Here is a 24884-nt window from a genome sequence, read left to right as displayed (position 1 = left end):
GACGGTCGACCACGCGGCGGTAGCCGGCCGTATCGATATGCGGCTCCGCCGCGTGGCGATCGCAGCCCTCGCGGCCTGCGCGCTCTCCCTATCACGGTGACATCAGCGCCTCCGGCGCGGGCGGCGCGCCCCTTCGGGGGATGTCCCCGGCACGCCGGCGTGCGGTCCGCCGGTCAGGGGCGCAGGCGCAGGCCGCGGGGGGTCGGGTGGAAGCCCGCGGCCTCCAGGGCGCGCCCCGTCGGGGAGGACAGCGCGGCCGCCCCGTTGACCCGCTCCACGGTCACCGTGCCCAGGGAGCCCGCCCGCGCGGCCTGGGAAAGCGCCTCGACCGCCGCGTCGAGCCGGGTGTCGTCATGCCAGGCGAGCAGCGTCTTGCCGCCGCGCTCCATGTACAGGCTCAGCTCTCCGTCGACGAGGACCACCAGGGAGCCCGCCTTCCGGCCCGGCCGGTGGGTCGCGTCCGCGGGCGGATCGGGCCAGGGGAGGGCCGCCCCGTACGCGTTGGCGGGGTCGGCCGCGGCGAGGAGGACGGCGCGGCGGGCGGGGTCGCCGGTGTCACGGGCCGTGCTGACCGCGCGGAGCCGGTCGACCGCTCCGTCCATGGCGAACTGGGCGGCGCCGAGCCCTTCGACCACATAGCCGCGGCGGGCCTGGCCGCTGTCCTCGAAGGCGGACAGCACGCGATAGGCGGCGGAGAACCCGCCCTCGACACCCTCGGCGGCGACCGCGCCGCGGGTCACCACGCCGTGGCGGTCGAGGAGCGTGCGGGCCAGGGCGTGGGCGCGGTGGGTGGGCTCGGGCTCGCGCTCGGGCAGCAGGGACCAGCGGCCGGCCACGGTGGGCGGTCCGTTCCGGGAGGCGGTGGGGCGGGCGGTGAGGCTTCCATAGCGGCCTCGGGGGACCGCGCGCCTGGCCCGGTGCGCGGTGGAGCCTGCCGTGCGGCCCGAGCCCATCAGGGCGCGCAGCGGGGCGAGGGTGTCGCCGGTGAGCCGGCCGGACCAGGCCAGGTCCCAGACGGCCTCGGCGAGCTGGGGGTCCTGGACGTCGTGTCCGGCGGCCCGGACCTGCTCGGCGATCTGCCGGAAGAACAGGCCGTAGCCCCCGGCGAGCGCGTCCAGCACGGTCTGGTGGAGGGGGCCGATCTCCAGGGGGTGCGGCGCGTGCAGCAGCAGCGGGGCGGCCTCGGCGAGATGGAGGGTGACCCAGCCGTCCTTGCCGGGCAGCGCGCCCGCCCCGGCCCATACGACCTCGCCGCTCGCGGTGAGCTCGTCCAGCATGGTGGGGGTGTAGTCGCTGACCCGGGAGGGCAGGACCAGCTTCTCCAGGGCGGAGGCGGGCACCGGGGCGCCCTGCAGCTGCTCGATGGCGCGCACCAGCCCGTCGATCCCGCGCAGGCTGTGGGTGCCCAGGTGCTGCCACCGGGGGAGGAACGCGGCGAGCGCGGCCGGCGGGACGGGCTCCAGCTCATGGCGCAGCTCGGCCAGCGAGCGGCGGCGCAGCCGGCGCAGCACGGCGGCGTCGCACCACTCCTGGCTGACGCCGGCCGGGGCGAACTCGCCCTGGACGATGCGGCCGCTCGCCGCGAGGCCGTGCAGCGCCCCGTCGGTGACGGCGGTGCCCAGGCCGAAGCGGGCCGCCGCCTGGGCAGAGGTGAACGGGCCGTGGGTGCGGGCGAAACGCGCCAGGAGATCCCCGAGCGGATCCTTGACCGGCTCGGTGAACGCCTCGGGGACCCCGACGGGCAGCGCCGTGCCCAGCGCGTCCCGCAGCCGTCCCGCGTCCTCGACGGCCGCCCAGTGGTCCTGCCCGGCGACCCGGACGCGGATGGCCCGGCGGGCGCCGGACAGATCGCGCGCCCACTGGGGATCGGCGCCGCGCTCGGCCAGCTCGGCATCGGTCAGCGGCCCGAGGAGGCGCAGCAGGTCGGCCACGCCCTCGGCGTCCTTGACCCGGCGGTCGTCCGTGAGCCACTGCAGCTCGCGCTCCAGCTCGGCCAGGACATCGGCGTCCAGCAGCTCGCGCAGCTCCGCCTGGCCCAGGAGCTCGGCCAGCAGCCGGGAGTCGAGGGAGAGCGCGGCGGCCCGGCGCTCGGCCAGCGGGGAGTCGCCCTCGTACAGGAACTGCGCCACATAGCCGAAGAGCAGCGAGCGGGCGAACGGGGACGGCTCCGGGGTGGTCACCTCCACCAGCCGGACCCGGCGGGACTCGAGGTCGCCCATGAGCTCGGTGAGACCGGGGACGTCGAACACGTCCTGGAGGCATTCGCGGACTGCTTCGAGCACGATCGGGAACGACCCGAACTCGCTCGCCACCTGCAGGAGCTGCGCGGCCCGCTGGCGCTGCTGCCACAGCGGGGTGCGCTTGCCGGGGTTGCGGCGGGGCAGCAGCAGGGCGCGGGCGGCACATTCGCGGAACCGGGACGCGAACAGCGCCGAGCCGCCCACCTGATCCGTGACGATCTGGCCGACCTCGTCCTTGTCGAAGGCGACATCGGCCGCTCCGACGGGGGACTGCTCGAAGTCGTACTCCCCGCCCTGGGCCATCGGGTCGCCGTCCAGCAGGTCCAGGCCCATCAGGTCCGCGTCGGGCAGCCGCAGCACGATGCCGTCGTCCGCGTGCATCGCCTGCGCGTCCAGCCCGAACCGCTCGGCCAGCCGCGCGCCCAGCGCCAGCGCCCAGGGGGCGTGGACCTGCGCGCCGAAGGGGGAGTGGATGACGACGCGCCAGTCGCCCAGCTCGTCCCGGAAGCGCTCCACGACGATCGTGCGGTCGTCCGGCACATGGCCGCAGGCGCGGCGCTGCTCGTCCAGATACGCCAGAACGTTGTCCGCGGCCCAGGTGTCGAGCCCGGCGGCCAGCAGCCGCTCCCGGGCCGCCTCGGGGGTCATACCGCCGATCTCCCGGAGGAAGGCGCCCAGCGCCCGGCCCAGCTCCAGCGGGCGGCCCAGCTGGTCGCCCTTCCAGAACGGGAGGCGGCCGGGGACGCCGGGGGCGGGGGTGACCACGACCCGGTCGCGGGTGATGTCCTCGATCCGCCACGAGGTGGTGCCGAGGGTGAACACATCGCCCACCCGCGACTCGTAGACCATCTCCTCATCGAGCTCGCCGACCCTGCCCCCGCCTTTCTTGGGGTCGGAGCCCGCCAGGAACACCCCGAACAGCCCGCGGTCGGGGATCGTGCCGCCCGAGGTGACGGCCAGCCGCTGCGCCCCCGGGCGGCCGGTGACCATGCCCGCCACGCGGTCCCACACCAGACGCGGCCGCAACTCCGCGAAGGCGTCGGACGGATAGCGGCCCGCGAGCATGTCCAGGACCGAGATGTAGGCGGACTCGGGGAGCGCGGCGAACGGGGCGGCGCGGCGGACCAGGGCCAGCAGCTCGTCCACGTCCCAGGTGTCCACGGCCGTCATGGCGACGAGCTGCTGGGCCAGCACGTCCAGCGGATTGGCGGGCACGCGCAGCGACTCGATGGCCCCCACGCGCATCCGCTCGGTGACCACCGCCGCCTGCACCAGGTCGCCGCGGTACTTGGGGAAGACCACGCCGGTGGAGACAGCGCCCACCTGATGGCCGGCGCGGCCCACGCGCTGCAGCCCGGAGGCCACCGAGGGCGGCGACTCGACCTGGACGACGAGGTCGACCGCGCCCATGTCGATGCCCAGCTCCAGGCTGGAGGTGGCCACCACGGCGGGCAGCCGGCCCGCCTTCAGGTCCTCCTCCACCAGCGCCCGCTGCTCCTTGGACACCGAGCCGTGGTGCGCGCGGGCCAGCAGCGCGGGCGCCCCCTTGGCCGCCCCCGACTCGGCCATCAGCTCGGCCGGTGAGTGGTCCTCGGGAAGGGCCTCTCCAGTGGCCCGTTCGTACGCGATCTCGTTGAGCCTGTTGCACAGCCGCTCGGCGAGGCGCCGGGAGTTGGCGAAGACGATCGTCGAGCGGTGGGCCTGCACCAGATCGGCGATCCGCTCCTCCACATGGGGCCAGATCGACGGCTTCTCGCCCGTACTCCCGTCACTCCCGTCCTGTACGGGGGAGCCGCCCAGCTCGCCCAGGTCCTCGACCGGGACCACCACCGACAGGTCGAACTCCTTGCCCGAGGGCGGCTGGACGATCTCCACCCTGCGCCGCGGCGACAGAAAGCGCGCCACCTCGTCCACCGGCCGCACCGTCGCCGAGAGGCCGATCCGCCGGGCCGGGCGGTTCAGCAGCTCGTCAAGCCGCTCCAGGGAGAGCGCGAGATGCGCGCCGCGCTTGGTCCCGGCGACGGCGTGCACCTCGTCCAGGATCACCGTCTCCACACCGCGCAGCGCCTCCCGGGCGGAGGAGGTGAGCATCAGGAACAGCGACTCGGGGGTGGTGATGAGGATGTCCGGCGGGCGGCTGACCAGGGCGCGGCGCTCGGCGGCCGGGGTGTCGCCGGAGCGGACGCCCACCCGGATCTCCGGCTCGGGCAGCCCGAGCCGCACGGACTCCTGGCGGATGCCGGTGAGCGGGCTGCGGAGGTTGCGCTCGACGTCCACCGCCAGGGCCTTGAGCGGTGAGATGTACAGCACCCGGCAGCGCCGCCGGGCCTCGGCCGGCGGGGGCGTGCTGGCCAGCCGGTCGAGCGCGGCGAGAAACGCGGCCAGGGTCTTGCCCGAGCCGGTGGGGGCCACGACCAGCACGTCCGATCCCTCACCGATCGCCCGCCAGGCGCCCTCCTGCGCGGGCGTGGGCGCGGTGAAGGCATCCGCGAACCAACCGCGGGTGGCGGGGGAGAAACCGTCGAGTGCTGGGCCTGCCATGTCCTCCATCGTGCACCGGGCCACTGACAACGGGCGGACCCGCAGGTCATGGCCCTGGGCGGCATCGCACAATGGCTCCATGGACACCAGGCGGGCGGAGGAGCGGACAGGGGAGTGGGCACGGCACTGGCGCTGGACCGCGCTACCGGGGCTCGACCTGCTGCGGGCCCGCTATGTGCGCCACACCTTTCCCCTGCACTCCCACGATGGGTATGTGTTCGGGGCGGTCACCCGAGGAGTGGAGGAGGTCGGGCTGCCGAGCGGCACCGAGCGGGCCGGCCCCGGCACGGTCGTCATGATCAACCCGGAGGTGCCGCACACCGCGCGCGCCGGGGTGCCGGAGGGCTGGGCCTACGCCACGCTCTATCCGTCCGCGTCGGTGATCGCCGAGATCGCGGCCGAGACCACCACGGTCCGCGGCACGGTCGGGTTCGCCGAGCCCATGGTCGAGGCCCCGCACGCCGCGCACCTCATCAGCGAGGTGCACCGGGCGGCCGAGGAGGGCGACGCGCTCGCCGCCGACAGCCTGCTGCGCGTCGCCGTCGCCCACCTGCTGCGCTACCACGGCGGCCCGCTCCCCGCGCGCACGGCGCGCAGCGCGGGAGCGCGAACGGCGGCGCGCGCCCGCGAGCTCCTCGAGGAGCGGATGGCGGATCCGCCGACGCTGGAGCAACTGGCGGCCGAGCTCGGCACGGGCCCCTTCGCCCTGCTGCGCGCCTTTCGCGCCGCCTACGGCATGCCGCCGCACACCTGGCTCACCGACGCCCGGGTACGCCGGGCCCGCCGCCTCCTGGAGGGCGGTGCCGCGCCCGCCGAGGCGGCCGCGGCCGTCGGCTTCACCGACCAGCCCCATCTGAACCGTCACTTCACCCGGATCGTCGGAGTGCCGCCCGGCGCCTACCGGCGCGAGCGCGCCGCCGACCGGCTGAGGAGCGCGGCCGGGCCGTAGGCGAAGCGCTTGTCGAAAGACCCGGCGTCGAGGTGGTCGCGGAGGTGAACCGGGTGCTCGCCCATGCGTGTGAGGTGCAAGAACGTACAAGACCGGGCGCCGATCGGTCTCCTACTGTGCGGGGTGTGCCAGAACAGATCGAGATACGTACCGGCTCCGAGGCCCGCTCCGGGCCCGGCAGTGGCGCTGAACCCAAGGCGAGCGCGGCCGTGGTCCGCGACGCGCTGGGGGTGGGGGTCGCGGTCGGGCTCTCCGGATTCGCCTTCGGTGTGACATCGGCGGGCGCCGGCCTCAGCGTCCTGCAGACTTGTGCGCTCAGCCTCCTCGTCTTCACCGGCGCCTCGCAGTTCGCCCTCGTCGGCGCGCTGGCGGCGGGCGGCAATCCGTTCACCGCCGCCGCGGGCGCGTTCTTCCTGGGGGTGCGTAACTCGTTCTACGGGCTGCGGCTGTCCGGCCTCCTCGGTCTGCCCCGGTCGGTGCGCCCCCTGGCCGCCCACTGGGTCATCGACGAGACCTCCGCCGTCGCCCTCGCGCAGCCCGACCGGCGCACCGCGCGGCTCGGCTTCACCGTCACCGGCCTGAGCCTGTACACCCTGTGGAACCTGACCACACTGGTCGGCGCCCTCGGGGCGTCCGCGCTCGGCGACACCGCGGCGTGGGGCCTGGACGCCGCAGGTCCGGCGGTCTTCCTCGCTCTGCTGGCCCCCATGCTCCGCGGCACGGTCGAGCGGGCCGCGGCCGGTCTCGGGGTGCTGCTCGTCCTCGGCTGTCTGCCGCTGCTGCCCGCCGGCGTGCCGGTCCTGGTGGCGGCGCTCGCCGCGCCCGCAGTCCTCGCCGTACACGGCCTGCGCGCCCGGGGCGCCACCGGGGAGGGCGGGGTCCGTTGAGCACCTGGATCGCCATCGGCGTCACCGCGGCCGGGTGCTACCTGGCCAAACTGCTGGGCCTGTCGGTGCCCGCCGGGGCTCTCGAGCGCCCCACCGTCCGCCGCCTCGCCGCGCTGCTTCCCGTCGCCCTGCTGGCCGCCCTCACGGCCCAGCAGACCTTCGGCGACGGGCAGCACCTGGTCCTCGACGCACGGGCCGCGGGGCTCGGCGCGGCGGCGGTCGCCCTGGTGCTGCGCGCTCCCTTTCTGGTGGTGGTCGCCGTCGCCGTGGTCGTCACCGCGGGCGTACGGGCCCTTTAGCCGAGCGCGCGGCCGTACGCGCGCAGCGTCAGCAGGGCCTCGATGGTCACGATCGGCCGCCCTTCCAGGGCCGCCCCGGGCGCCCACGGGCGCCGGCGCAGCGGCCAGCCGCCGTCCTCGCCCTGGGAGTCCGCGAGGAAATCCAGCGACCTCTCCACCTCGGCGTCGGTGAACCATGGGCGGGCCGCGGAGTCGGGGGTGCGCGCCACCTCGTATACGAGGACCCGCTCGCCGCCCGGTACGAAGGTCCGCTCGCCCCGGGCGCGGCCCTCCGGCAGCGGGTGGTCCTCGGCGCGCTCGGGGTCCAGCACCACCAGCCCCTGTTTGCGCACTCGCCGGCCGAGCCGTTCCGCCGCCGCCAGTGCGCGGGGGCGGTCCGGCGCGCTGTCGAGGAAGGCGACGGCCGCCAGCACCTCGTGCTGCCGGGGCGCCGCGCCCTCCTCCAGTGCCGCGACCGCCGCCCAGCAGAAATCCGTCGCCCGGAACAGCCACGCGTGCCACACGTCGTTGCGGTGCAGCAGCCCCACCACCGGACCGGTCGCGAGCAGATCGCCGGCCGAGCCGTCCGCCACGGGGTTCCAGGAGGCCGGCGCGGTGCCGGGCGGCGCGGGACGGTGCGCCGGGAGCGCACCGTCCGGGGTGGTGATCTCCGTCAGATAGCGGCACAGCAGCTCCACACGCCGTCCCCCGCAGCGCCCGATCCCGTCCAGGACGCGCAGCGCGTGCGCGGCGTGCTGCGGGCGGCTGTGCGGGCCGCGCAGCTCCGGCTCCAGAGCGTGGCCGTAGCCCCCGTCGTCACCCAGGTAGGCGGCCAGCGCGGTCTCGACCGGGTCGGCCCCGCCGCCCAGGAAGTGGTACGCGAATCTGCGCTGCTCGAGCACCCGGGCGGTCAGCCACACGAACTGCTCGGCGCGTGCCAGCGGGGAGGAGGGGACTGCTGCGGATCGGTCCATGGGCCGACCGTAGGCGGGAAAGCGCTGCCGCACGGCGGCTCGCGTCCGACTGCACTCCCAGGAGCGCGATACTGTTCGCATGCGGTTGACGGACTTCTGGCAGCGGATGGCGGACTACTTCGGCGAGGGGTACGCGGACTCCTTCGCGCGCGATCATGTGATGTCCGAGCTCGGCGGCCGGACCGTGCACCAGGCGCTGGAGGCCGGCTGGGAGACCAAGGACGTCTGGCGCGGGGTGTGCGCCGCCCTGGAGATTCCGGCCGACAGGCGCTGAGCGGCCGCCGGGCCCGTGAGCCCGGAGTTCGCGGGGTGGCCGGATATCTTTCACCGATGTACGCCACACTTGCTCAGTGGCCCCAGCAGAAGAGACCCTCCCGCCCGACGCCGACAGCGTCCCCGCCGGCCCCCAGGCTGACGCCGCCCGCGAGGCGCGGCCCGGCGCGGCCATGCCGCGCTGGCTGCCGCGCGCCATGGTGCTCGCGCTCGCCCTGGTGGCTTGTTATCGCCTGGCCACCTGGGCCTTCGACCAGCTGACCGGACTGCTCCTCAACATCCTGATCGCGTTCTTCCTCGCGCTCGCCATCGAACCGGCCGTGGACCGGATGGCCGCGCGCGGCGTGCGCCGGGGGGTGGCCACCGGGCTGGTCTTCCTCGGCATCCTGATCGGCGTCGCTGGGTTCTTCACCCTGCTCGGCTCGATGCTCGCCGACCAGATCATGACCATGGTCGAGGACTTCCCGAAGTATCTGGACCAGTTGGTCATCTGGGTCAATGAGACCTTCCACACCGAGCTGTCACGGGTCGAGATCCAGGACAGCGTGCTCCACTCGGACTGGCTGCAGAGCTATGTCAGGAACAGCGCGAACAACGTGCTGGACGTCTCGGCGCAGGTCCTCGGGGGGCTCTTCAGGGTCCTGACGGTGACCCTCTTCGCCTTCTACTTCGCCGCCGACGGCCCCCGGCTGCGCCGCGCGCTGTGCTCGGTCCTGCCGCCGACCCGGCAGGCCGAGGTGTTGCGCGCCTGGGAGATCGCGGTCGCCAAGACCGGCGGCTACATCTACTCGCGCGGCCTGATGGCGCTGATCTCCGGCGTGGCGCACTACGTCCTGCTGGAGTGGCTGGGCGTGCCCTACGCCCCGGCGCTGGCCGTCTGGGTGGGGCTGATCTCCCAGTTCATCCCGACCATCGGCACCTATCTGGCGGGCGCCCTGCCGATGCTGATCGCGTTCACCGTCGAGCCCTGGTACGCGCTGTGGGTGCTGGTCTTCGTCGTGGTCTACCAGCAGTTCGAGAACTACCTGCTGCAGCCGCGCATCACCGCCAGGACCGTGGACATCCACCCGGCCGTCTCGTTCGGCTCGGTGATCGCGGGCACCGCGCTGCTCGGTGCGGTGGGCGCGCTGATCGCGATCCCGGCGACCGCGACGCTGCAGGCGTTCCTCGGCGCGTACATCAAGCGGTACGACGTGGCGGACGACCTGCGGGTCCAGGGCCGGAAGCGGCGGCGGGGCGGCATGTCGGCCCTCGCGCGGGTGCGGGACTCGCTGAAGCGGCGTAGTTGACACGAAAATCGAACATCCATTCTCATGGTGGATCTCGCCTGAGTTATCCACAGGTGGAGGACGTCCGGGCCGCTTGTCAGTGGCAGGGGTTAGCGTCGTGGACGTGAAGCGATCGACTCAAGCAAACCGGGTGGAACCCATGGCAGGAACCGACCGCGAGAAGGCGCTCGACGCCGCGCTCGCACAGATTGAACGGCAATTCGGCAAAGGCGCAGTGATGCGCATGGGCGAGCGGCCGAACGAGCCGATCGAGGTGATTCCCACCGGATCGACCGCGCTCGACGTGGCCCTCGGCGTCGGCGGCCTGCCGCGCGGCCGTGTGGTGGAGGTCTTCGGTCCCGAGTCCTCCGGTAAGACCACCCTGACCCTCCACGCGGTGGCGAACGCGCAGCGGGCCGGCGGCGCGGTCGCGTTCGTGGACGCGGAGCACGCCCTCGACCCGGACTACGCGCAGAAGCTGGGCGTGGACACCGACTCCCTCATCCTGTCCCAGCCGGACAACGGCGAGCAGGCGCTCGAGATCACCGACATGCTGGTCCGCTCCGGCGCGCTCGACCTCATCGTCATCGACTCCGTCGCCGCCCTGGTGCCGCGGGCGGAGATCGAGGGTGAGATGGGCGACTCCCACGTCGGTCTGCAGGCCCGGCTGATGAGCCAGGCGCTCCGTAAGATCACCAGCGCGCTCAACCAGTCCAAGACCACCGCGATCTTCATCAACCAGCTCCGCGAGAAGATCGGCGTCATGTTCGGCTCCCCCGAGACGACGACCGGTGGCCGGGCGCTGAAGTTCTACGCCTCGGTGCGCCTGGACATCCGCCGCATCGAAACCCTCAAGGACGGCACCGACGCGGTCGGCAACCGCACCCGTGTCAAGGTCGTCAAGAACAAGGTCGCGCCGCCCTTCAAGCAGGCCGAGTTCGACATCCTCTACGGCCAGGGCATCAGCCGCGAGGGCGGCCTGATCGACATGGGCGTGGAGCACGGCTTCATCCGCAAGTCCGGCGCTTGGTACACCTACGAGGGCGACCAGCTCGGCCAGGGCAAGGAGAACGCCCGGAACTTCCTTAGGGACAACCCCGACCTCGCCAACGAGATCGAGCGGAAGATCAAGGAAAAGCTGGGCATCGGCGTCAAGAAGGAGGAGCCGGCCGCTGAGCCCGCCGCCGACGCGGCCGCCCCGGCTCCGGCAGCGGCCACCACCGCGCCGGCGAAGGCGGCGCCCGCCACGGCGGCCAAGGCCGGGACGAAGGCGGCCAAGACCGCCGCGGCCAAGAGCTGACCGTGACGCGGCGGACCGACTGGCCGGACGGCCAAGGCCGTCCGGCCGGCCCGGACAGCGGCGGCCCCTCCTCGTCGAGGGCCGAGCAGGGGCCGCCGCGCAGCCCGGAGGAGCAGGCGCGGGCGATCTGTCTGCGTCTGCTCACCGGGACCCCGCGCACCCGAAGACAGCTCGCGGACGCGCTGCGGACCCGTGGCATCCCCGACGAGGTGGCGCAGGAGGTGCTGTCCCGGTTCGAGGACGTCGGGCTGATCGACGACGCGGCGTTCGCGGACGCCTGGGTGGAGTCCCGCCACCACAGCCGGGGCCTCGCCCGCCGTGCGCTCGCGCGTGAGCTGCGCACCAAGGGCGTGGACTCGGCCCTGATCGACGAGGCCGTGGGGCAGCTGGACGCCGAGCAGGAGGAGCGCACCGCCCGTGAGCTGGTCGAGCGCAAGCTGAGGTCCACCCGCGGCCTCGACCGGGAGAAGAGGCTGCGCCGCCTGGCCGGGATGCTCGCGCGCAAGGGCTATCCGGAGGGGGTGGCGCTGCGGGTGGTGCGGCGCGCGCTGGAGGAAGAGGGGGAGGACCCGGAACTGCTGGAGCGGCATCTGCCCGACGCCTAGCGGGCCCGGGCCGGCCCAGAGCCCGGTGCCTGGCTCATCACCGTCCAGTCCACCGCCGTTGCCCGCGTCTACTGCCGGCCCCGGCTGCCGACCAGCCCCCGAGCAGCTTCCGGGGGCCGGACGTTCAGGAGCGGGGGTTCAGGAGTGCGGGCTTACCGGCAGGCCCGCCGCGCGCCAGGCCTGGAATCCGCCCACCAGGTCCGTGGCGCGGGACAGCCCGAGCTGCCGCAGCGAGACCGCCGCGAGGCTTGACGCGTACCCCTCGTTGCACACCACCACGATCCGCAGATCGTGGTCCGTGGCCTCGGGCAGCCGGTGGTCGCACAGCGGGTCGAGCCGCCATTCCAGTTCGTTCCGCTCGACGATCAGCGCGCCTGGGATGGTCCCGTCGCGCTCCCGCAGCTCGGCGTACCGTATGTCCACCAGCAGCCCGCCCTCGGCGTGCGCCGCCGCGGCCTCTGTGGGGCCGAGGCGGTCGAGGCCGGCGCGGGCCTCGGCCAGCAGTTCGTCGATGCTCCGCTTCGTGCTCATCAGTTCACTCCCACTCGCCCGGCAGCTCGATCTGCTCCAGCCGCAGCACCTGTCCGGTGCGGCTGTAGCGGCGCATCAGGGGCAGCGGCGGGTAGTAGGCGTGCACCGATACGGCGTGCCGCTCCGTGGAGGTGTTGATCACCTCGTGTACGTGGTGCGGACCGAAGGCCCGCCCCTGTCCGGCGGGCAGCCGCCGCTCACGGTCGACGTCGTCGGCCAGTTCGAGGGTCTTCCAGCCCTCGGTGGGCAGGCGCGCGGCGAGCGACAGCTCTTGCAGCTCACCGGCCGCCGCGACGAAGGCGCCGTGCGAGCCGCCGTGGTCGTGCCAGCCGGTGCCGGTGCCGGGAGGCCAGCCGATCAGCCACGCCTCGCTGCCGCCGGGCCCGTCGAGCCGCAGCCAGGTGCGGCCCTCCGGATCGAGGGGGAGCGAGTCGACGAGCGCGGTGTCGGCGGCCGTACGGCGGGCGAATGCGAGGAGCTCGGCCGGGCTTGGCGCGGCGTCGACGGTGGTCCCGGCGGGCGCCGAGGGCCGGGTGGGGGAGGAAGTGCGTACGTCGGGCACTGAGACCGTCCTGAGTGATCGCGAAGGGGCGCGGCCCGAGCCGCGCGAGGAAAAAGGCTGATCAACAGGAGGGTCGACAGACGCAGCCCGCATAGCGGACGAGGTCCACATGGACCCTCCGCCAGAAGCGAGGCAGCCGAGCGTCAGTCACAGGGCGTACTCAACCACGGGCCGAAAACCAAGGTCAACTACTGTTGTCCACTCCTCGGACGCACCCGCCGCGCGCACCGCCGTACACGCCGTCGCACACCTCGCCGCGTATGCCGCCGCGCAGGCCGTGCGCGCGGTCCTATCGGTGCGCCGTCGCCCGCGCCTCCGCCTCAGCCGATGACCCCTCAGCCGCGCTGCCTCGCGCTGCTTTTCCGCCCAGCGCCGCGTCCGCGCACGCGTACAGCTCGGCCGGGCGCACCCCGGACAGCGCCGCGACCAGATGCCCGTCGGGCCGCACCAGGAGCACGGTGTGGGCCGGGGCCCCGGGGTACTCCTCGGCGACCAGCAGCTCGGCCCGCACGGGCAGCGCCGCGACCGCCGCGGCCAGCCGTGGCATCAGCCCCGCGCGCAGCCAGTGGCGGCGGTCCCACACTCCCGTCCCGGGGGCGACGAGGACGACCAGCAACTCCCGCCCCAGCCGCGCCCGCAGCCGGGTGAGCGACCCGTCCGACGCGGTCACCGGCACATCTGCGGCGGGCGCGCCGATCTCGGTGTCGACCGTGACCGAGCCCTCGGGGGCCGCCGCGGGCATCAGGGGCGAGCGACCGTAGACCGGCGGCTCGCCCAGCGGGCCACGCCCCAGGTGACCGTCGGTCAGCAGCGCGTCGTGTGTGCGCACCGCGCCGGGCAGTACGGAGCGCCGCACCGCATGCCAGCCGCCGGAGGCCCGCACCAGGGGCAGCGCCTGGTCCGCGGCGCGCAGCCGGGAGCTCACCGCGCCGCGCCGCTCGGCCTGATAGCTGTCGAGCAGCGCGTCCGTCGCCCCGTGGTGCCAGGCGAGGGCCAGCTTCCAGGACAGGTTGGCGACGTCGCGCAGTCCCTCGTCCAGCCCCTGGGTGCCCAGTGCGCCGAGCAGATGGGCGGCGTCCCCGGCGAGGAAGGCGCGGCCGACGCGCCAGCGGCGCGCGAGCCGGTGGTGCACGGTGTGCACGCCGGTGTCCAGAAGCTCGTAGGGGGGCGCGGGGTCCCCGCACCACCCCGTGAGGGTGTCGTGCACCCGTGCGAGCAGCGCGTCCGGTGTGACCAGGTCCCGGCCCGGCGGCAGCAGCCAGTCCAGCCGCCAGACGCCGCGCGGCAGCGGGCGGGCGGTCACCTCCGTGTCGACGGTGCGCCACGGCGGCGAGCGGTGCAGCACGCCCTCGCCGGGCCAGGGGAGTTCGGCGCGCAGCGCGGCGACCGCGTGCCGCTCCACCGCGGTGCGGCCCGGGAAGCGCACGCCCAGGAGCTTGCGGACGGTGGACCGCGGCCCGTCGCAGCCGATCAGAAAGCTGCCCCGCCACCAGGTGCTCTGGGCGCCCCGGGTGTGGATGCTGACACCCCGGGCGTCCTGTTCCAGGGTGTCGAGACGGGTGCCCGAGATGATCCGTACCAGGTTCTCCCCGGGGACGGCGGCCAGCGCGGTGCGCAGGGCGCGGGTGAGCTCGTGCTGGGGCAGATGCAGCGGCGAGGCCAACTCTGACTCGGCTGCCTCCGCTGCCTCGCCGCCCTCCGGCCCGCTGCTGAAGCCGGCGCCGGAGCCGCCAGAGCTGCCGGAGCCGCCCGAGCCGGTCTCACGGACCTGGCCGCCGTCACGGACGTAGCCGACGTCATAGCCGCGGCTGTCGGGGCCGCCGTGGCCGCCTGCCGGGCCCAGGGGGAACAGCCCGCCAGGCACCAGGGTCAGCTGCCGGACCACCTGCCGCCGCCGCATCGTGCGCCAGCCGGTCCACGGCACGGCCGCTTGGCCGGCCCGGCAGCCCAGCCCCTCCAGCAGGGCGGCGGTGTCGGGGCGCAGCACGGCCGTACGGGCGGGGCGGCGCTCGTCGTCGCCCGAGCTCTCGTCGAGCAGGATGACGGGCACCTCGGCGCGCGCGAGCGCGAGGGCCAGGGCGAGGCCGACCGGGCCCGCCCCGGCGATGATCACCGGGTCCACGGCGCGGTTCCTGTGACCCTGCGGGAGATACGTGAGTTGAGGAAACTGGCAGCTGGAACCCGGTGCGCGATCACACAAAGTATGCAACCCACTGCGGGTCCCCCCGTCGGACCGGATATCGGACCGGGTATACGGTCAGTTCTTCTTCGCCGCGTCGACCGGTCCGGCGACCTCGGCCTGATCGACGACGTCCAGCGCGTCTCCCGCCGCGACCGGCTGCTCGGCCGGGGCGACCGCGATGCCGGTCTTGGTGCGCCGGCCGCGCCGCTCGATCCAGTTGGCCAGGGCGGACAGCGCCATACACAGGGCCACGTAAATGGCACCGCCGACGATGATCAACGGGATGTACGGGTAGTCGTCGTTGACGACCGTGTTACCGGCGATCTGCTGAACCTTGTACAGCAGCTCCTCGTACGTGATCACGTAGCCGAGCGAGGTGTCCTTCAAGGTGACCACCAGCTGGCTGATGATGGTCGGCAGCATCGCGCGGACACCCTGCGGGATCAGAACCGTCACCATGACCTGGGTCTTGCGCATACCCAGGGCGTAGGCGGCCTCGCGCTGTCCCTTGGGCACCGAGTTGATGCCCGCCCGCAACACCTCGGCCTGGACCGAGCCGTTGTAGACGGTCAGGCCGATGACCAGGGCCCAGAACTCCGTCTGGGTGCCCTCGAATCCCAGGTCCGACTTGTAGGTGAGGAAGAGCACCCACAGGGCGTAGATGGTGATCAGCAGGGGGACGGCCCGGAACAGCTCGATGAAGCTGGTCGTGAACCAGCGGACCGCCTTGTGCTCCGAGAGTCGGCCGACCGCGAGCAGCGCGCCGAGCGCGACCGACAGCACCGCGGCCACCGCAAAGACCTTGAGTGTGGTCAGCAGGCCGTCGATGATGTCGTTGCGGACACCGGCGTAGTTGAAGATGTCCCACATCTCCGGTGCGAACTGGCCCTTGTCGTTCAGCCGCACGATGATGAAGGCGATCAGACCGAGCACGGCGAGAGTGCCGATGACCGAGTACACGCGGTTGCGTATACGGGCCTTGGGACCGGGTGAGTCGTACAGGACGCTTGCGCTCATCGGGACACCTCCATACGGCGCTCAAGCAGTCGGAAGAGTCCGCTGATGGAGAAGGTGATGACCAGGTAGGCGAGGGCGATCCACAGGAAGGTCCAGCCGATCGCGTACCCCTTGTCACTCAGCAGCTTCGAGACGCTGAACAGCTCGGTGTTGCTGAAGGCGCCCGCGATAGCGGAGTTCTTGGTGAGCGCGATGAATATGCTGCTCAGCGGCGGGATCACGGTCCGGGTGGCCTGCGGCAGGATGATCATCCGCAGGGTCTGGAAGAAGGTCATCCCCAGGCTCCGGGCCGCCTCTGCCTGCCCGATCGGCACCGTGCCGATGCCGGAGCGTACGGCCTCGCAGATGAACGTCGAGGTGTAGCAGCCCAGCGCCCCCACGGCGAGCTTGTAAGGGCTCGTCCCGGGGAACAGGATCTGGGGGATCACGAAGAACGCGATCAGGAACAGCAGGGTCAGCGGGGTGTTCCGCAGCAGGGTGACCCAGGCGGTGCCGAAGGCCCGGAGCGGCGGAATGGGGGACACCCTGAAGCCGGCCATGACGATGCCGAGGATGAGGGCGAGCGCCGCGCCGGCCGCGGTCAGCGACAGGGTCCCGAGGAACCCGTCGCGGAACTCAGGAAAGTAATCGAAGAGTAGATTCATCTGTTCTCCGCGCTAGCGGTCAGGGCAGCGCGACGGATCGCACCGGCTTCAGGGCGTACGGGGAGAACCGGCTCAGTAGCGCGGCAGGGGCGTCTTCGGGGCGACGTAGGCGGAGCCGGACTTGCCGAGCGTGCCCTCGTACGCCTTCTTGTAGTCGCCGTTCTTGATGTGCTTCTCGAGCGCGTCGGAGATCGCGTCGCGCAGCGCCTTGTCGTCCTTGTTCATGCCGACGCCGTAGGGCTCCTCGGTGAACGGCTTGCCAAGAACCTTGAGCTTGCTCGGGCGCTGGGCCGCGTAGCCCTTGAGGATCGCGTCATCGGTGGTGACCGCGTCCACCTGGCCGTCCAGCAGCTGCTTGACGCACAGCGAGTACTTGCCGAGCTCGGTGGTCTTGGCGCCGTACTTCGACTTCTTGATCTCCTGGAGCGGAGTGGAGCCGACGATCGAACAGACCTTCTTGCCCTTGACGGAGTCCGGGCCGGTGATGTCCTTCTCGTCCTTGCGCACCAGCAGATCCGCGCCGGCCACGTAGTACGGGCCCGCGAAGCCGACCTGCTTCTTGCGCTCGTCGTTGATCGTGTAGGTGCCGACGTAGTAGTCGACCTGGCCCTTGGAGATGGAGGTCTCGCGGACGTTGGAGTCGACCGTCTTGAACTCGATCTGGTCCTCGGAGAAGCCCAGGTCGGCGGCGACCATCTTGGCGATCTCGATGTCGAAGCCGGAGCGCTTGCCGGTGGTGTCCTCGAAGCCGAGGTAGGGCTGGTCGGCCTTGGCGCCGATGATGAGCTTGCCGCGCTTCTGGGCCGCCTTGAGGGTCGGCGAGTCCAGCTTCACGTCCTTGGCGACGGTGTACTTGCCGCTGACGACCTCGCCGCCCTTGGGCTTGTCGCCGGCGTTTCCTTCCTTGCCACCACAGGCAGCGGTCGCCGCCAGAGCCAGAACCACCGAAGCCGCTGCGGCCGTCTTACGAATTCTCATCGTGCATCCCTCAAGGTTTGTTGTGCGTGCGTGCAGACGTGGGTGAGCCGTGCGGGGCTCAGTGGTGAAGCCAGGTGTGGGCTTGGGAACCCGGGGGTGGGCCTCAGTGGTGAAGGATCTTCGAGAGGAAGTCCTTGGCCCGGTCGCTGCGGGGGTTGTTGAAGAACTCCTCGGGCTTGGCCTCTTCGACGATCCGGCCGTCGGCCATGAAGACCACCCGGTTCGCCGCGGAGCGCGCGAAGCCCATCTCGTGCGTGACGACGACCATCGTCATACCGTCCCGGGCGAGCTGCTGCATGACGTCCAGCACCTCGTTGATCATCTCCGGGTCGAGCGCGGAGGTCGGCTCGTCGAACAGGATCGCCTTCGGGTCCATGGCCAGCGCTCGGGCGATGGCCACGCGCTGCTGCTGACCACCGGACATCTGCGCGGGGTACTTGTCCGCCTGCTTGCCCACGCCCACTCGGTCGAGCAGCGTGCGGGCCTTCTCCTCGGCGGTCTTCTTGTCTATCTTGCGCACCTTCAGCTGGCCCAGCATCACGTTTTCGAGCACCGTCTTGTGCGCGAAAAGGTTGAACGACTGGAAGACCATGCCGACGTCGGCGCGCAGGCGGGCGAGCTCCTTGCCCTCTTGAGGCAGCGGCTTGCCGTCGATCGTGATGGTGCCGGAGTCGATCGTCTCCAGGCGGTTGATGGTGCGGCAGAGGGTCGACTTGCCGGACCCGGAAGGGCCGATCACAACGACCACTTCGCCCCGTGCGATGTTCAGGTTGATGTCCTGGAGCACATGCAGCGCGCCGAAGTGCTTGTTGACTCCTGACAGCGCAACCAACGCGTCCGCAACCGGAGTTGCGTCCTTGGTCACCGGTACTTCGCTCATTCGGCGTTTCGCTCCGTCCTCCTCGGTTGGGAGGACCTTAGGGGGCCGCCGAGACCAGCGTCATTACATCTGAGCGGAAATTGAGGATAACGATCCGGCAGTGCGGTGGCACTCTGTGTGAACGCGGTCCGAGGCTGTCGTACCGGCTACGTAACGGAAACCTAAGTGTGACTAGATGCGTCTTGACGGGCACGTGCCGACTAGGCGTGGATGCCCTGTGGCCATGTTGGCGAAACGCATGCGCCACTCAGTGGAAAGGTGGTGGAGGGGTCGGTGAGACTGCTGCTCGTCGAGGACGACAACCATGTCGCCGCGGCTTTGTCCGCGGTGCTCGCGAGGCACGGTTTCGAAGTCACGCACGCCAGAAGTGGTGAGGAAGCGCTGAGAGCGCTGCTTCCCGACTCGGGGCCGCCCTTCGGTGTCGTGCTCCTCGACCTCGGGCTGCCGGACCAGGACGGCTTCCAGGTGTGTGGCCGTATCCGCAAGCGGACCACCACTCCCGTGATCATGGTGACCGCGCGGGCGGATGTAAGATCCCGCATCCATGGTCTCAACCTCGGTGCCGACGACTATGTGGTCAAACCCTACGACACCATGGAGCTGCTCGCCCGGATCCACGCTGTGAGTCGGCGCACGCTTCCGGCCGAGCCCGCACCGAGCGCCGAGGAGAGTGCCGACAGCCGCAACGCCCCCCTGCACATAGGCCCCGTCACCCTCGATCTGGCCACTCGGCAGGTCGCGGTGGACGGCGCGACCGTCTCGCTCACCCGTAAGGAGTTCGACTTGCTCGCCCTGCTCGCCCAGCGCCCCGGCGTGGTGTTCCGTCGCGAGCAGATCATCAGCGAGGTGTGGCGCACCAGTTGGGAAGGGACCGGGCGCACCCTCGAGGTGCACATCGCCTCGCTCCGTTCCAAGCTGCGCATGCCCGCGCTGATCGAGACGGTCCGGGGCGTCGGGTACCGCCTGGTGTCACCGGCGAACTGAGGAACCGCGAGACTTCTCCCCGTGCGCACCCGACTTCTCCCGCTCCTCATCGTCCTCATGGCCGGCGTGCTGCTCGCGCTCGGCTTCCCGCTCGCGGGCAGCGTGGCCGCCCGCGAGCAGCAGCGCGTGGTCGTCGACCGGATCGACGACACCGCGCGGTTCGCCGCGCTCGCCCAGTTCGTCACGGCCGGGCCGGCCGCCGCCACCACCGCGGAGGACGACGAACGGCTGAGCACCCTGAGGGCCGAACTCCGGCGCTACCACGACCTGTACGGCATCCGGGCCGGCGTCTACTACCGGAACGGCAGGCCCATGGCCCAGGCGCCGGGCGACTGGCGGCTCCCCGAGACCGGCGACGGCGCCGAGGCGTTCGACGAGGCCCTTCAGGGCCGCCGCAGCCACGATCCGGACCAGGTCTGGCCCTGGCAACAGGGCCGGCTCACCGTCGCCTCCCCTGTGGTGCGCGACGGCGACGTGGTGGCCGTTGTGGTCACCGACTCGCCCACCCCACAGATGCGGTCACGCATCCTGCACGGCTGGCTGGTGATCGCCGCGGGGGAGGCGGCCGCGATGCTCCTGGCGGTCGCGGCGGCCTTCCGGCTCACCGGCTGGGTGCTGCGCCCCGTACGCATCCTCGACACGGCCACCCACGACATCGCCACCGGGCGCATGCAGTCCCGTGTCGCGGCCGCCTCCGGGCCACCGGAGCTGCGCCGCCTGGCCCGCTCGTTCAACGAGATGGCCGACAACGTGGAAGAAGTCCTCGAACAGCAGCGGGCCTTCGTCGCTGACGCCTCCCACCAGCTGCGCAACCCGCTGTCCGCGCTGCTGCTGCGTATCGAGCTGCTGGCCCTCGAGCTGCCCGAGGGGCACGAGGAGATCGCCTCGGTGCGCACCGAGGGCAAACGCCTCGCCCAGGTCCTGGACGACCTCCTCGACCTGGCCCTGGCCGAGCACTCCACCACCGACCTCAAGTTCACCGACATCGCCGAGCTCGCCACCGACCGGGTCGACGCCTGGCTGCCGGTCGCCGAGCGCGAGGGCGTCCGCCTCTCCTACGAGGGCCCGGCGGCCGTGGCCGGCTGGGCGGACCCGGTGGCGCTGTCCAGCGCGCTGGACGCGGTCGTGGACAACGCCGTGAAGTTCACACCGGCGGGCGCGGAGGTGGTGGTCTCGGCCCAGCCGAACGGGGACACGGTCGCCATCGTCGTCGCCGACGGGGGCCCCGGCCTCACCGAGGACGAGCTCGCGCGCGTAGGCGACCGCTTCTGGCGCAGCGGCCGCCACCAGAACATCAACGGCTCCGGGCTGGGGCTGTCGATCTCCCGGGCGCTGCTCGCGGCGGGCGGCGGCTCCATCGCGTACGCCCCCAACGAGCCGTGCGGGCTGCGTGTGACCATCACCGTGCCGCGCACGGGGCCGCATTAGGGGGCGTATCAAGGGGTGCCGGGGCGCGGGCGCCGGGCCCTATTGGCTGGCCCTACGGCTTGGGCCCTACGGCTTGGGCCCTACGGCTTGGGCCCTACGGCTTGACCGAGCGGTAGTAGCGCTCCGCGCCCGTGTGGAGTTCCAGGGGGTCGGTGAAGATCGCGGTGCGCAGGTCCACCTTCTGCGCCGCGTGCACCTTGGAGCCGATGCGGTCGCGGTTCTTGATCACGGTCCGGGTGACCGCCTCCGCGAGCTCGGGGTCCACCCGGTCCGTGGTGACCAGGAGGTTGGGCACCGCGATCGTCTTGATGGCGTCCCGCTGGTGCATGTCCTCGTACGCGTCGGCGGGCACCGACGCCGCCCGGTAGTAGCGGGTCACCCCGCCCTGGTTGTGCAGCGGGCCGATGAGGTCGCCGAGCTGGACCAGCCGGATCGGATAGTCGTGGGCCAGGGTGCGCACGGCGGTCGTCGGCAGCCCGCCGGACCAGAAGAACGCGTCCAGCTTCTTGGCCTTCAGCAGGCCCGGCATCCGGTCGATGCCCTCCCGCACGGCCTTGACGTCCTTGCCCATGTCGAGCCCGGCGGCCTTGAGCAGCGACTTGGCGATCAGCTGTACGCCCGAGTCGTCCTCGCCGACGCCGACCCGCAGCCCCTCGAGGTCCCGGGCGGACTGCACCCGGGAGCCCTTGGGCACCACCAGCTGCATGTAGTCGTCGTACAGCCGCGCGCAGGCACGCAGCCGATCGGCGCCCTTCCCGCGCTGCTCGCGGTAGGCGGCGACCGCGTCGGAGGCGGCGATGGCGAATGTGGCGCGGCCCTCGGCCAGCCGCCGGACGTTGTCCGGGGACCCCTTGGAGCGCTGAAGCGTCACATCCAGGTCGGGGAGGTCCCGGGAGAGATCGCGGCGCAGCATCTTGCCGTAGGTTTCGTACACGCCGGTGGGTACGCCGGTCGCGAAGGTCACCCGACCCTGGGGCGATTCGTCGCCCCCGAACGGCAGCAGCCACCACAGGAGCAGAGCGAGCGCGACGGCTCCGGCGGCGGCGGACTGCAGCGCGCGGCGCCGGCCGAGGCGCGGAAGACGGACGGCCATGAGCAGGATCATGACAGTCCTCCCGGCCTGTTGGGGAGCCGGGGGCCGTCGGGGCCGTACGGGCGGCCTTCGTCATTCGGCACAGTGGCCTGATCGCGGCCCCTTACCCTGGATGGGTGAGCAGCAGTGAGGTAGCCGGTTTGAAGACCTACGAGGTGCGCACCTACGGGTGCCAGATGAACGTCCACGACTCCGAGCGGCTCTCCGGCCTCTTGGAGGACGCCGGCTATGTCCGCGCGCCCGAGGGCGCGGGCGAGGGCGACGAGGCCTTCGCCGACGTCGTCGTGTTCAACACCTGCGCGGTGCGGGAGAACGCCGACAACAGGCTGTACGGCAACCTCGGCCGGCTCGCGCCGATCAAGGCCAGGCGCCCCAGCATGCAGATCGCGGTCGGCGGATGCCTGGCCCAGAAGGACCGCGACACCATCGTCAAGAAGGCCCCCTGGGTCGACGTGGTCTTCGGCACCCACAACATCGGCAGCCTGCCGGTGCTGCTCGAGCGCGCCCGGATCCAGGAAGAGGCCCAGGTCGAGATCGCCGAATCCCTGGAGGCATTCCCGTCCACCCTGCCGACGCGGCGCGAGTCGGCGTACGCGGCGTGGGTCTCCATCTCCGTCGGCTGCAACAACACCTGCACCTTCTGTATCGTCCCGGCGCTGCGCGGCAAGGAGAAGGACCGCCGTCCGGGCGACATCCTCGCCGAGGTGGAGGCCCTGGTCGCCGAGGGTGTCAGCGAGATCACCCTGCTGGGCCAGAACGTGAACGCGTACGGGTCCGACATCGGCGACCGCGAGGCGTTCAGCAAGCTGCTGCGGGCCTGCGGGAACGTGTCCGGCCTGGAGCGCGTCCGCTTCACCTCGCCGCACCCCCGCGACTTCACGGACGACGTCATCGCCGCCATGGCCGAGACCGAGAACGTGATGCCCCAGCTGCACATGCCGCTCCAGTCCGGCTCCGACACCGTGCTGAAGGCGATGCGCCGCTCCTACCGGCAGGAGCGCTACCTCGGGATCATCGAGAAGGTGCGCGCCGCCATGCCGGACGCCGCGATCTCGACCGACATCATCGTCGGCTTCCCCGGCGAGACCGACGCCGACTTCGAGCAGACGCTGCACGTGGTGCGCGAGGCGCGCTTCACACAGGCGTTCACCTTCCAGTACTCCAAGCGGCCCGGTACGCCCGCCGCCGAGATGGACGGGCAGGTGCCGAAGGCCGTCGTACAGGAGCGCTACGAGCGGCTGGTGGCCCTCCAGGAGGAGATCTCCTGGGAGGAGAACAAGAAGCAGGTCGGCCGGACCGTGGAGGTGCTGGTCGCCGAGGGCGAGGGCCGCAAGGACGGCGCTACCCACCGGCTGTCCGGCCGCGCCCCCGACAACCGCCTCGTCCACTTCGCGCGGCCCGAGGAGAGCGTCCGTCCGGGTGACGTCGTGACGGTGGACATCACCTACGCCGCACCGCACCACCTGCTCGCCGAGGGCCCGGCCAGGGGCGTGCGGCGCACCCGCTCGGGTGACGCGTGGGAGCGGCGCACCGCGGCCGAGGAGAAGAAGTCCGCGGGCGTGATGCTGGGTCTGCCGACCGTCGGCGCCCCGCCGCCGGTGGCCGCGCCCGCCGCGGGCTGCGGCTGCGACTGAGCGACCGTACGAGCGGGGCGACCGCATCAGCTGAGTGACTGCACGACCGGGCGACTGGGCGCCCGTGATCCGACGGGGGAGATGGCGTGACGGGGGACGGCGGCGTGACGGGGGACGATGCGGCGACGTGGTGGGGCCTGCTCGTGGAGGACTACCTCCAGATCATGGGCCCGGGCGCCAGGAACCACTCGGTCACTCCGCTGGCGCACGTCAGAGGGACCCGGGAAGAGGCCCTGCAGGCGCTGCGCGAGCGCGCGCTGCGCTATGAGCCGCGGCACCCGGTCAACCCGTACCGGAAGCTGGTGTACCGCGACGGGGACGTCTTCCTGATGGTCCTGGAGGCCGCGACGGGCAACTACTGCTACCGGTTCCGGGCGGCCGAGCTGCTGTGGGACTCGGCGCCCCGGCCCGAGCCCGCCGGATAGGCTGGCGATCATGCTGATCGCCGCCGCTGTCTGTCCCTGCCCACCGCTCCTGGTGCCCGAGGTCGCCGCCGGGGCGGCCGGTGAGCTGGACGAGCTGCGCGCGGCGTGCCTGGACGCGGTCGGTGTACTGGCCGCGGCCCGGCCCGAGCGGCTGATCGTCGTCGGGCCCGCGGAGCGCGACGGGCGGGGCCCGCACCCCCAGGGCACGCCCGGGTCCTTCCGGGGCTTCGGGGTGGATCTCGACGTACGGCTCGGGGGCTGGGGCGAGGCCGTGGCCTCCGAGCGCACGCTGCCGCCTTCGCTGGCCGTGGCCGCGTGGCTGCTGGAGCGCGCGAGGTGGCAGGCGGCGCCGGTCGAAGGGCTGGGCGTGGGGGAACCTCTGGCGTCCGAGCGGTGTAGAGAAGTCGGAAGGGAATTGGCGGCGCAGGCCGAGCGGGTCGCGCTGCTGGTGATGGGCGACGGCAGCGCGTGCCGCTCGCTGAAGGCTCCGGGCTATCTCGACGAGCGCGCGGCCGGCTTCGACGCGGATGTGGCGCGGGCGCTGGGCGCGGCGGACGTCGGTGCGCTCGCCGCGCTGGACGAGGAGTTGGCGGCGGAGCTGAAGGCGGCGGGCCGGGCGCCGTTGCAGGTGCTCGCGGGCGCGGGCGAGGGGGCCGCGCCGAAGGGGGAGTTGCGGTATGAGGGAGCGCCGTACGGCGTGGGGTATTTCGTCGCGATGTGGTCCTAGCGCCTCGGGATCGCGACGTGGTCGCAGCGCGCCGGGATCGCGGTGTGGTCGCGGCGCGGGGAGATCACGATCTGGTCGTAGCGCTCTGAGACGCGATCCTGGCGGTCGCGGGGGCGGGCGCGCGTCCGGGCCCGGGAGGGGCGGCCGGCGGCGGGTCGGGAGTGGAGACGGCCGCGGCCGCGGAGCGGCGGCTCCGCGGCCGTTCACCGGCGGGGCTCAGGTGCTGGGCCGGCGGTGGCCTTTGGCCTTGCCCTGGCCCTCCTGTGGGTGGGAGAAGCGGCCGAGAGCGTTCTTGGCCTTGTCCGCACCGGTCTCGAGCTTGTTTCGGTACTTGCCCTTGGTCTTGCTGTCGACCGTCTTGACGGCCTTGTCCAGGCCTCGCTCGATCTTCTCTTCGTGCTGTTGTGTGAAGCCGACGGCCTTGTCCTTCATGACTCCGGCCTTGGCCTTGAGGTTGTCCAGCACGCTCATGGGCCACCTTCCC

The 24884-nt window shown here is 72.3% G+C and carries 23 protein-coding genes and 1 pseudogene; 12 read left to right on the top strand and 12 right to left on the bottom strand.

Features of this window, described 5'->3' with window-relative positions; translation table 11 throughout:
* Positions 1–173: 173 nt before the first annotated feature.
* Entirely contained in the window at positions 174–4781 is a 4608-nt protein-coding gene (locus ACFV2X_RS44890) for an ATP-dependent helicase (protein WP_385627602.1), read from the bottom strand.
* Between the two features lie 79 nt (positions 4782–4860).
* Between ACFV2X_RS44890 and ACFV2X_RS44885 the strand changes: the two genes are divergently transcribed.
* The 3 genes from ACFV2X_RS44885 to ACFV2X_RS44875 all read left to right on the top strand — a co-directional run bounded on the left by ACFV2X_RS44885 (position 4861) and on the right by ACFV2X_RS44875 (position 6916).
* Positions 4861–5730 carry an AraC family ligand binding domain-containing protein gene (locus ACFV2X_RS44885; RefSeq protein WP_385627599.1) on the top strand — a complete coding sequence of 290 codons (870 nt, stop codon included), beginning with the start codon at positions 4861–4863 and terminating at the stop codon, positions 5728–5730.
* A gap of 116 nt (positions 5731–5846) precedes the next feature.
* Positions 5847–6617, top strand: coding sequence for an AzlC family ABC transporter permease (locus ACFV2X_RS44880; protein WP_385627597.1), 771 nt, complete (start codon positions 5847–5849; stop codon positions 6615–6617).
* Positions 6614–6916, top strand: a complete 303-nt coding sequence (locus tag ACFV2X_RS44875) for an AzlD domain-containing protein (RefSeq protein ID WP_385627596.1) — start codon at positions 6614–6616, stop codon at positions 6914–6916. Before ACFV2X_RS44880 ends, ACFV2X_RS44875 begins: the two co-directional genes overlap by 4 nt.
* On the opposite strand, the gene ACFV2X_RS44870 is transcribed toward ACFV2X_RS44875, so the two are convergent.
* The gene (locus ACFV2X_RS44870) at positions 6913–7869 is read right to left on the bottom strand and encodes a hypothetical protein (protein ID WP_385627595.1); all 957 of its coding nucleotides are present in this window, start codon (positions 7867–7869) and stop codon (positions 6913–6915) included. The genes ACFV2X_RS44875 and ACFV2X_RS44870 overlap by 4 nt on opposite strands.
* 79 nt (positions 7870–7948) lie before the next feature.
* On the opposite strand from ACFV2X_RS44870, the gene ACFV2X_RS44865 reads away from it, so the two are divergent.
* The 4 genes and pseudogenes from ACFV2X_RS44865 to recX all read left to right on the top strand — a co-directional run.
* Entirely contained in the window at positions 7949–8143 is a 195-nt protein-coding gene (locus tag ACFV2X_RS44865) for a DUF3046 domain-containing protein (protein ID WP_014175939.1), read from the top strand.
* A 76-nt stretch (positions 8144–8219) separates the two neighbouring features.
* The gene (locus tag ACFV2X_RS44860; protein ID WP_385627592.1) at positions 8220–9431 is read left to right on the top strand and encodes an AI-2E family transporter; all 1212 of its coding nucleotides are present in this window, start codon (positions 8220–8222) and stop codon (positions 9429–9431) included.
* Between the two features lie 139 nt (positions 9432–9570).
* The gene (gene recA, locus ACFV2X_RS44855) at positions 9571–10710 is read left to right on the top strand and encodes a recombinase RecA (protein ID WP_385627589.1); all 1140 of its coding nucleotides are present in this window, start codon (positions 9571–9573) and stop codon (positions 10708–10710) included.
* A pseudogene (gene recX / locus ACFV2X_RS44850) lies at positions 10611–11315 on the top strand (recombination regulator RecX); the annotation flags it as partial. The gene recA and the pseudogene recX, both read left to right, overlap by 100 nt.
* Before the next feature lie 138 nt (positions 11316–11453).
* On the opposite strand, the gene ACFV2X_RS44845 reads toward recX, so the two are convergent.
* The 8 genes from ACFV2X_RS44845 to ACFV2X_RS44810 form a co-directional block, all read right to left on the bottom strand.
* Positions 11454–11846, bottom strand: a complete 393-nt coding sequence (locus ACFV2X_RS44845) for a rhodanese-like domain-containing protein (protein ID WP_385627586.1) — start codon at positions 11844–11846, stop codon at positions 11454–11456.
* Between the two features lie 4 nt (positions 11847–11850).
* Positions 11851–12408 (bottom strand): cysteine dioxygenase, encoded by a 558-nt coding sequence (locus tag ACFV2X_RS44840; protein ID WP_385627584.1) that lies wholly within the window; start codon positions 12406–12408, stop codon positions 11851–11853.
* A gap of 61 nt (positions 12409–12469) precedes the next feature.
* Positions 12470–12559, bottom strand: a complete 90-nt coding sequence (locus ACFV2X_RS44835; RefSeq protein ID WP_358644245.1) for a putative leader peptide — start codon at positions 12557–12559, stop codon at positions 12470–12472.
* A gap of 138 nt (positions 12560–12697) precedes the next feature.
* A complete protein-coding gene (locus ACFV2X_RS44830) occupies positions 12698–14530 on the bottom strand; it encodes an FAD-dependent monooxygenase (protein WP_385627582.1) in 1833 nt (610 codons plus the stop codon).
* A 135-nt stretch (positions 14531–14665) separates the two neighbouring features.
* Entirely contained in the window at positions 14666–15607 is a 942-nt protein-coding gene (locus tag ACFV2X_RS44825) for an amino acid ABC transporter permease (protein WP_385627579.1), read from the bottom strand.
* On the bottom strand, positions 15604–16251 hold the full coding sequence (locus ACFV2X_RS44820) for an amino acid ABC transporter permease (RefSeq protein ID WP_385627577.1): 648 nt from the start codon (positions 16249–16251) through the stop codon (positions 15604–15606). The genes ACFV2X_RS44825 and ACFV2X_RS44820 overlap by 4 nt, the downstream gene beginning before the upstream one ends.
* 72 nt (positions 16252–16323) lie before the next feature.
* Positions 16324–17229, bottom strand: a complete 906-nt coding sequence (locus ACFV2X_RS44815; RefSeq protein WP_385627574.1) for a glutamate ABC transporter substrate-binding protein — start codon at positions 17227–17229, stop codon at positions 16324–16326.
* A 103-nt stretch (positions 17230–17332) separates the two neighbouring features.
* A complete protein-coding gene (locus tag ACFV2X_RS44810) occupies positions 17333–18109 on the bottom strand; it encodes an amino acid ABC transporter ATP-binding protein (RefSeq protein ID WP_385627572.1) in 777 nt (258 codons plus the stop codon).
* Between the two features lie 273 nt (positions 18110–18382).
* Between ACFV2X_RS44810 and ACFV2X_RS44805 the strand changes: the two genes are divergently transcribed.
* Positions 18383–19093, top strand: coding sequence for a response regulator transcription factor (locus ACFV2X_RS44805; protein ID WP_385627569.1), 711 nt, complete (start codon positions 18383–18385; stop codon positions 19091–19093).
* A gap of 21 nt (positions 19094–19114) precedes the next feature.
* Entirely contained in the window at positions 19115–20521 is a 1407-nt protein-coding gene (locus tag ACFV2X_RS44800; RefSeq protein ID WP_385627566.1) for an ATP-binding protein, read from the top strand.
* A 94-nt stretch (positions 20522–20615) separates the two neighbouring features.
* Here the strand turns inward: ACFV2X_RS44800 and ACFV2X_RS44795 are convergent, their stop codons facing one another.
* The gene (locus tag ACFV2X_RS44795; RefSeq protein ID WP_385627563.1) at positions 20616–21614 is read right to left on the bottom strand and encodes a TAXI family TRAP transporter solute-binding subunit; all 999 of its coding nucleotides are present in this window, start codon (positions 21612–21614) and stop codon (positions 20616–20618) included.
* Between the two features lie 116 nt (positions 21615–21730).
* Here ACFV2X_RS44795 and miaB point away from each other — a divergent pair, with 116 nt between their 5' ends.
* From miaB to ACFV2X_RS44780, 3 genes are all read left to right on the top strand, one after another.
* Entirely contained in the window at positions 21731–23248 is a 1518-nt protein-coding gene (miaB, locus tag ACFV2X_RS44790; protein WP_385627561.1) for a tRNA (N6-isopentenyl adenosine(37)-C2)-methylthiotransferase MiaB, read from the top strand.
* Between the two features lie 86 nt (positions 23249–23334).
* On the top strand, positions 23335–23673 hold the full coding sequence (locus tag ACFV2X_RS44785; protein ID WP_385627559.1) for a hypothetical protein: 339 nt from the start codon (positions 23335–23337) through the stop codon (positions 23671–23673).
* Positions 23674–23683: 10 nt separating this feature from the next.
* The gene (locus ACFV2X_RS44780) at positions 23684–24400 is read left to right on the top strand and encodes a class III extradiol dioxygenase subunit B-like domain-containing protein (RefSeq protein WP_385627556.1); all 717 of its coding nucleotides are present in this window, start codon (positions 23684–23686) and stop codon (positions 24398–24400) included.
* A 216-nt stretch (positions 24401–24616) separates the two neighbouring features.
* Here ACFV2X_RS44780 and ACFV2X_RS44775 read toward each other — a convergent pair whose 3' ends face one another.
* A complete protein-coding gene (locus ACFV2X_RS44775; RefSeq protein ID WP_089508534.1) occupies positions 24617–24871 on the bottom strand; it encodes an antitoxin in 255 nt (84 codons plus the stop codon).
* Positions 24872–24884 lie beyond the last annotated feature (13 nt).

This window comes from Streptomyces sp. NPDC059679, from assembly GCF_042734105.1.
Taxonomy (GTDB): domain Bacteria; phylum Actinomycetota; class Actinomycetes; order Streptomycetales; family Streptomycetaceae; genus Streptomyces.
Note: the sequence above shows the minus strand (reverse complement) of the source record. Positions and strands in the feature narration are given on the sequence as shown.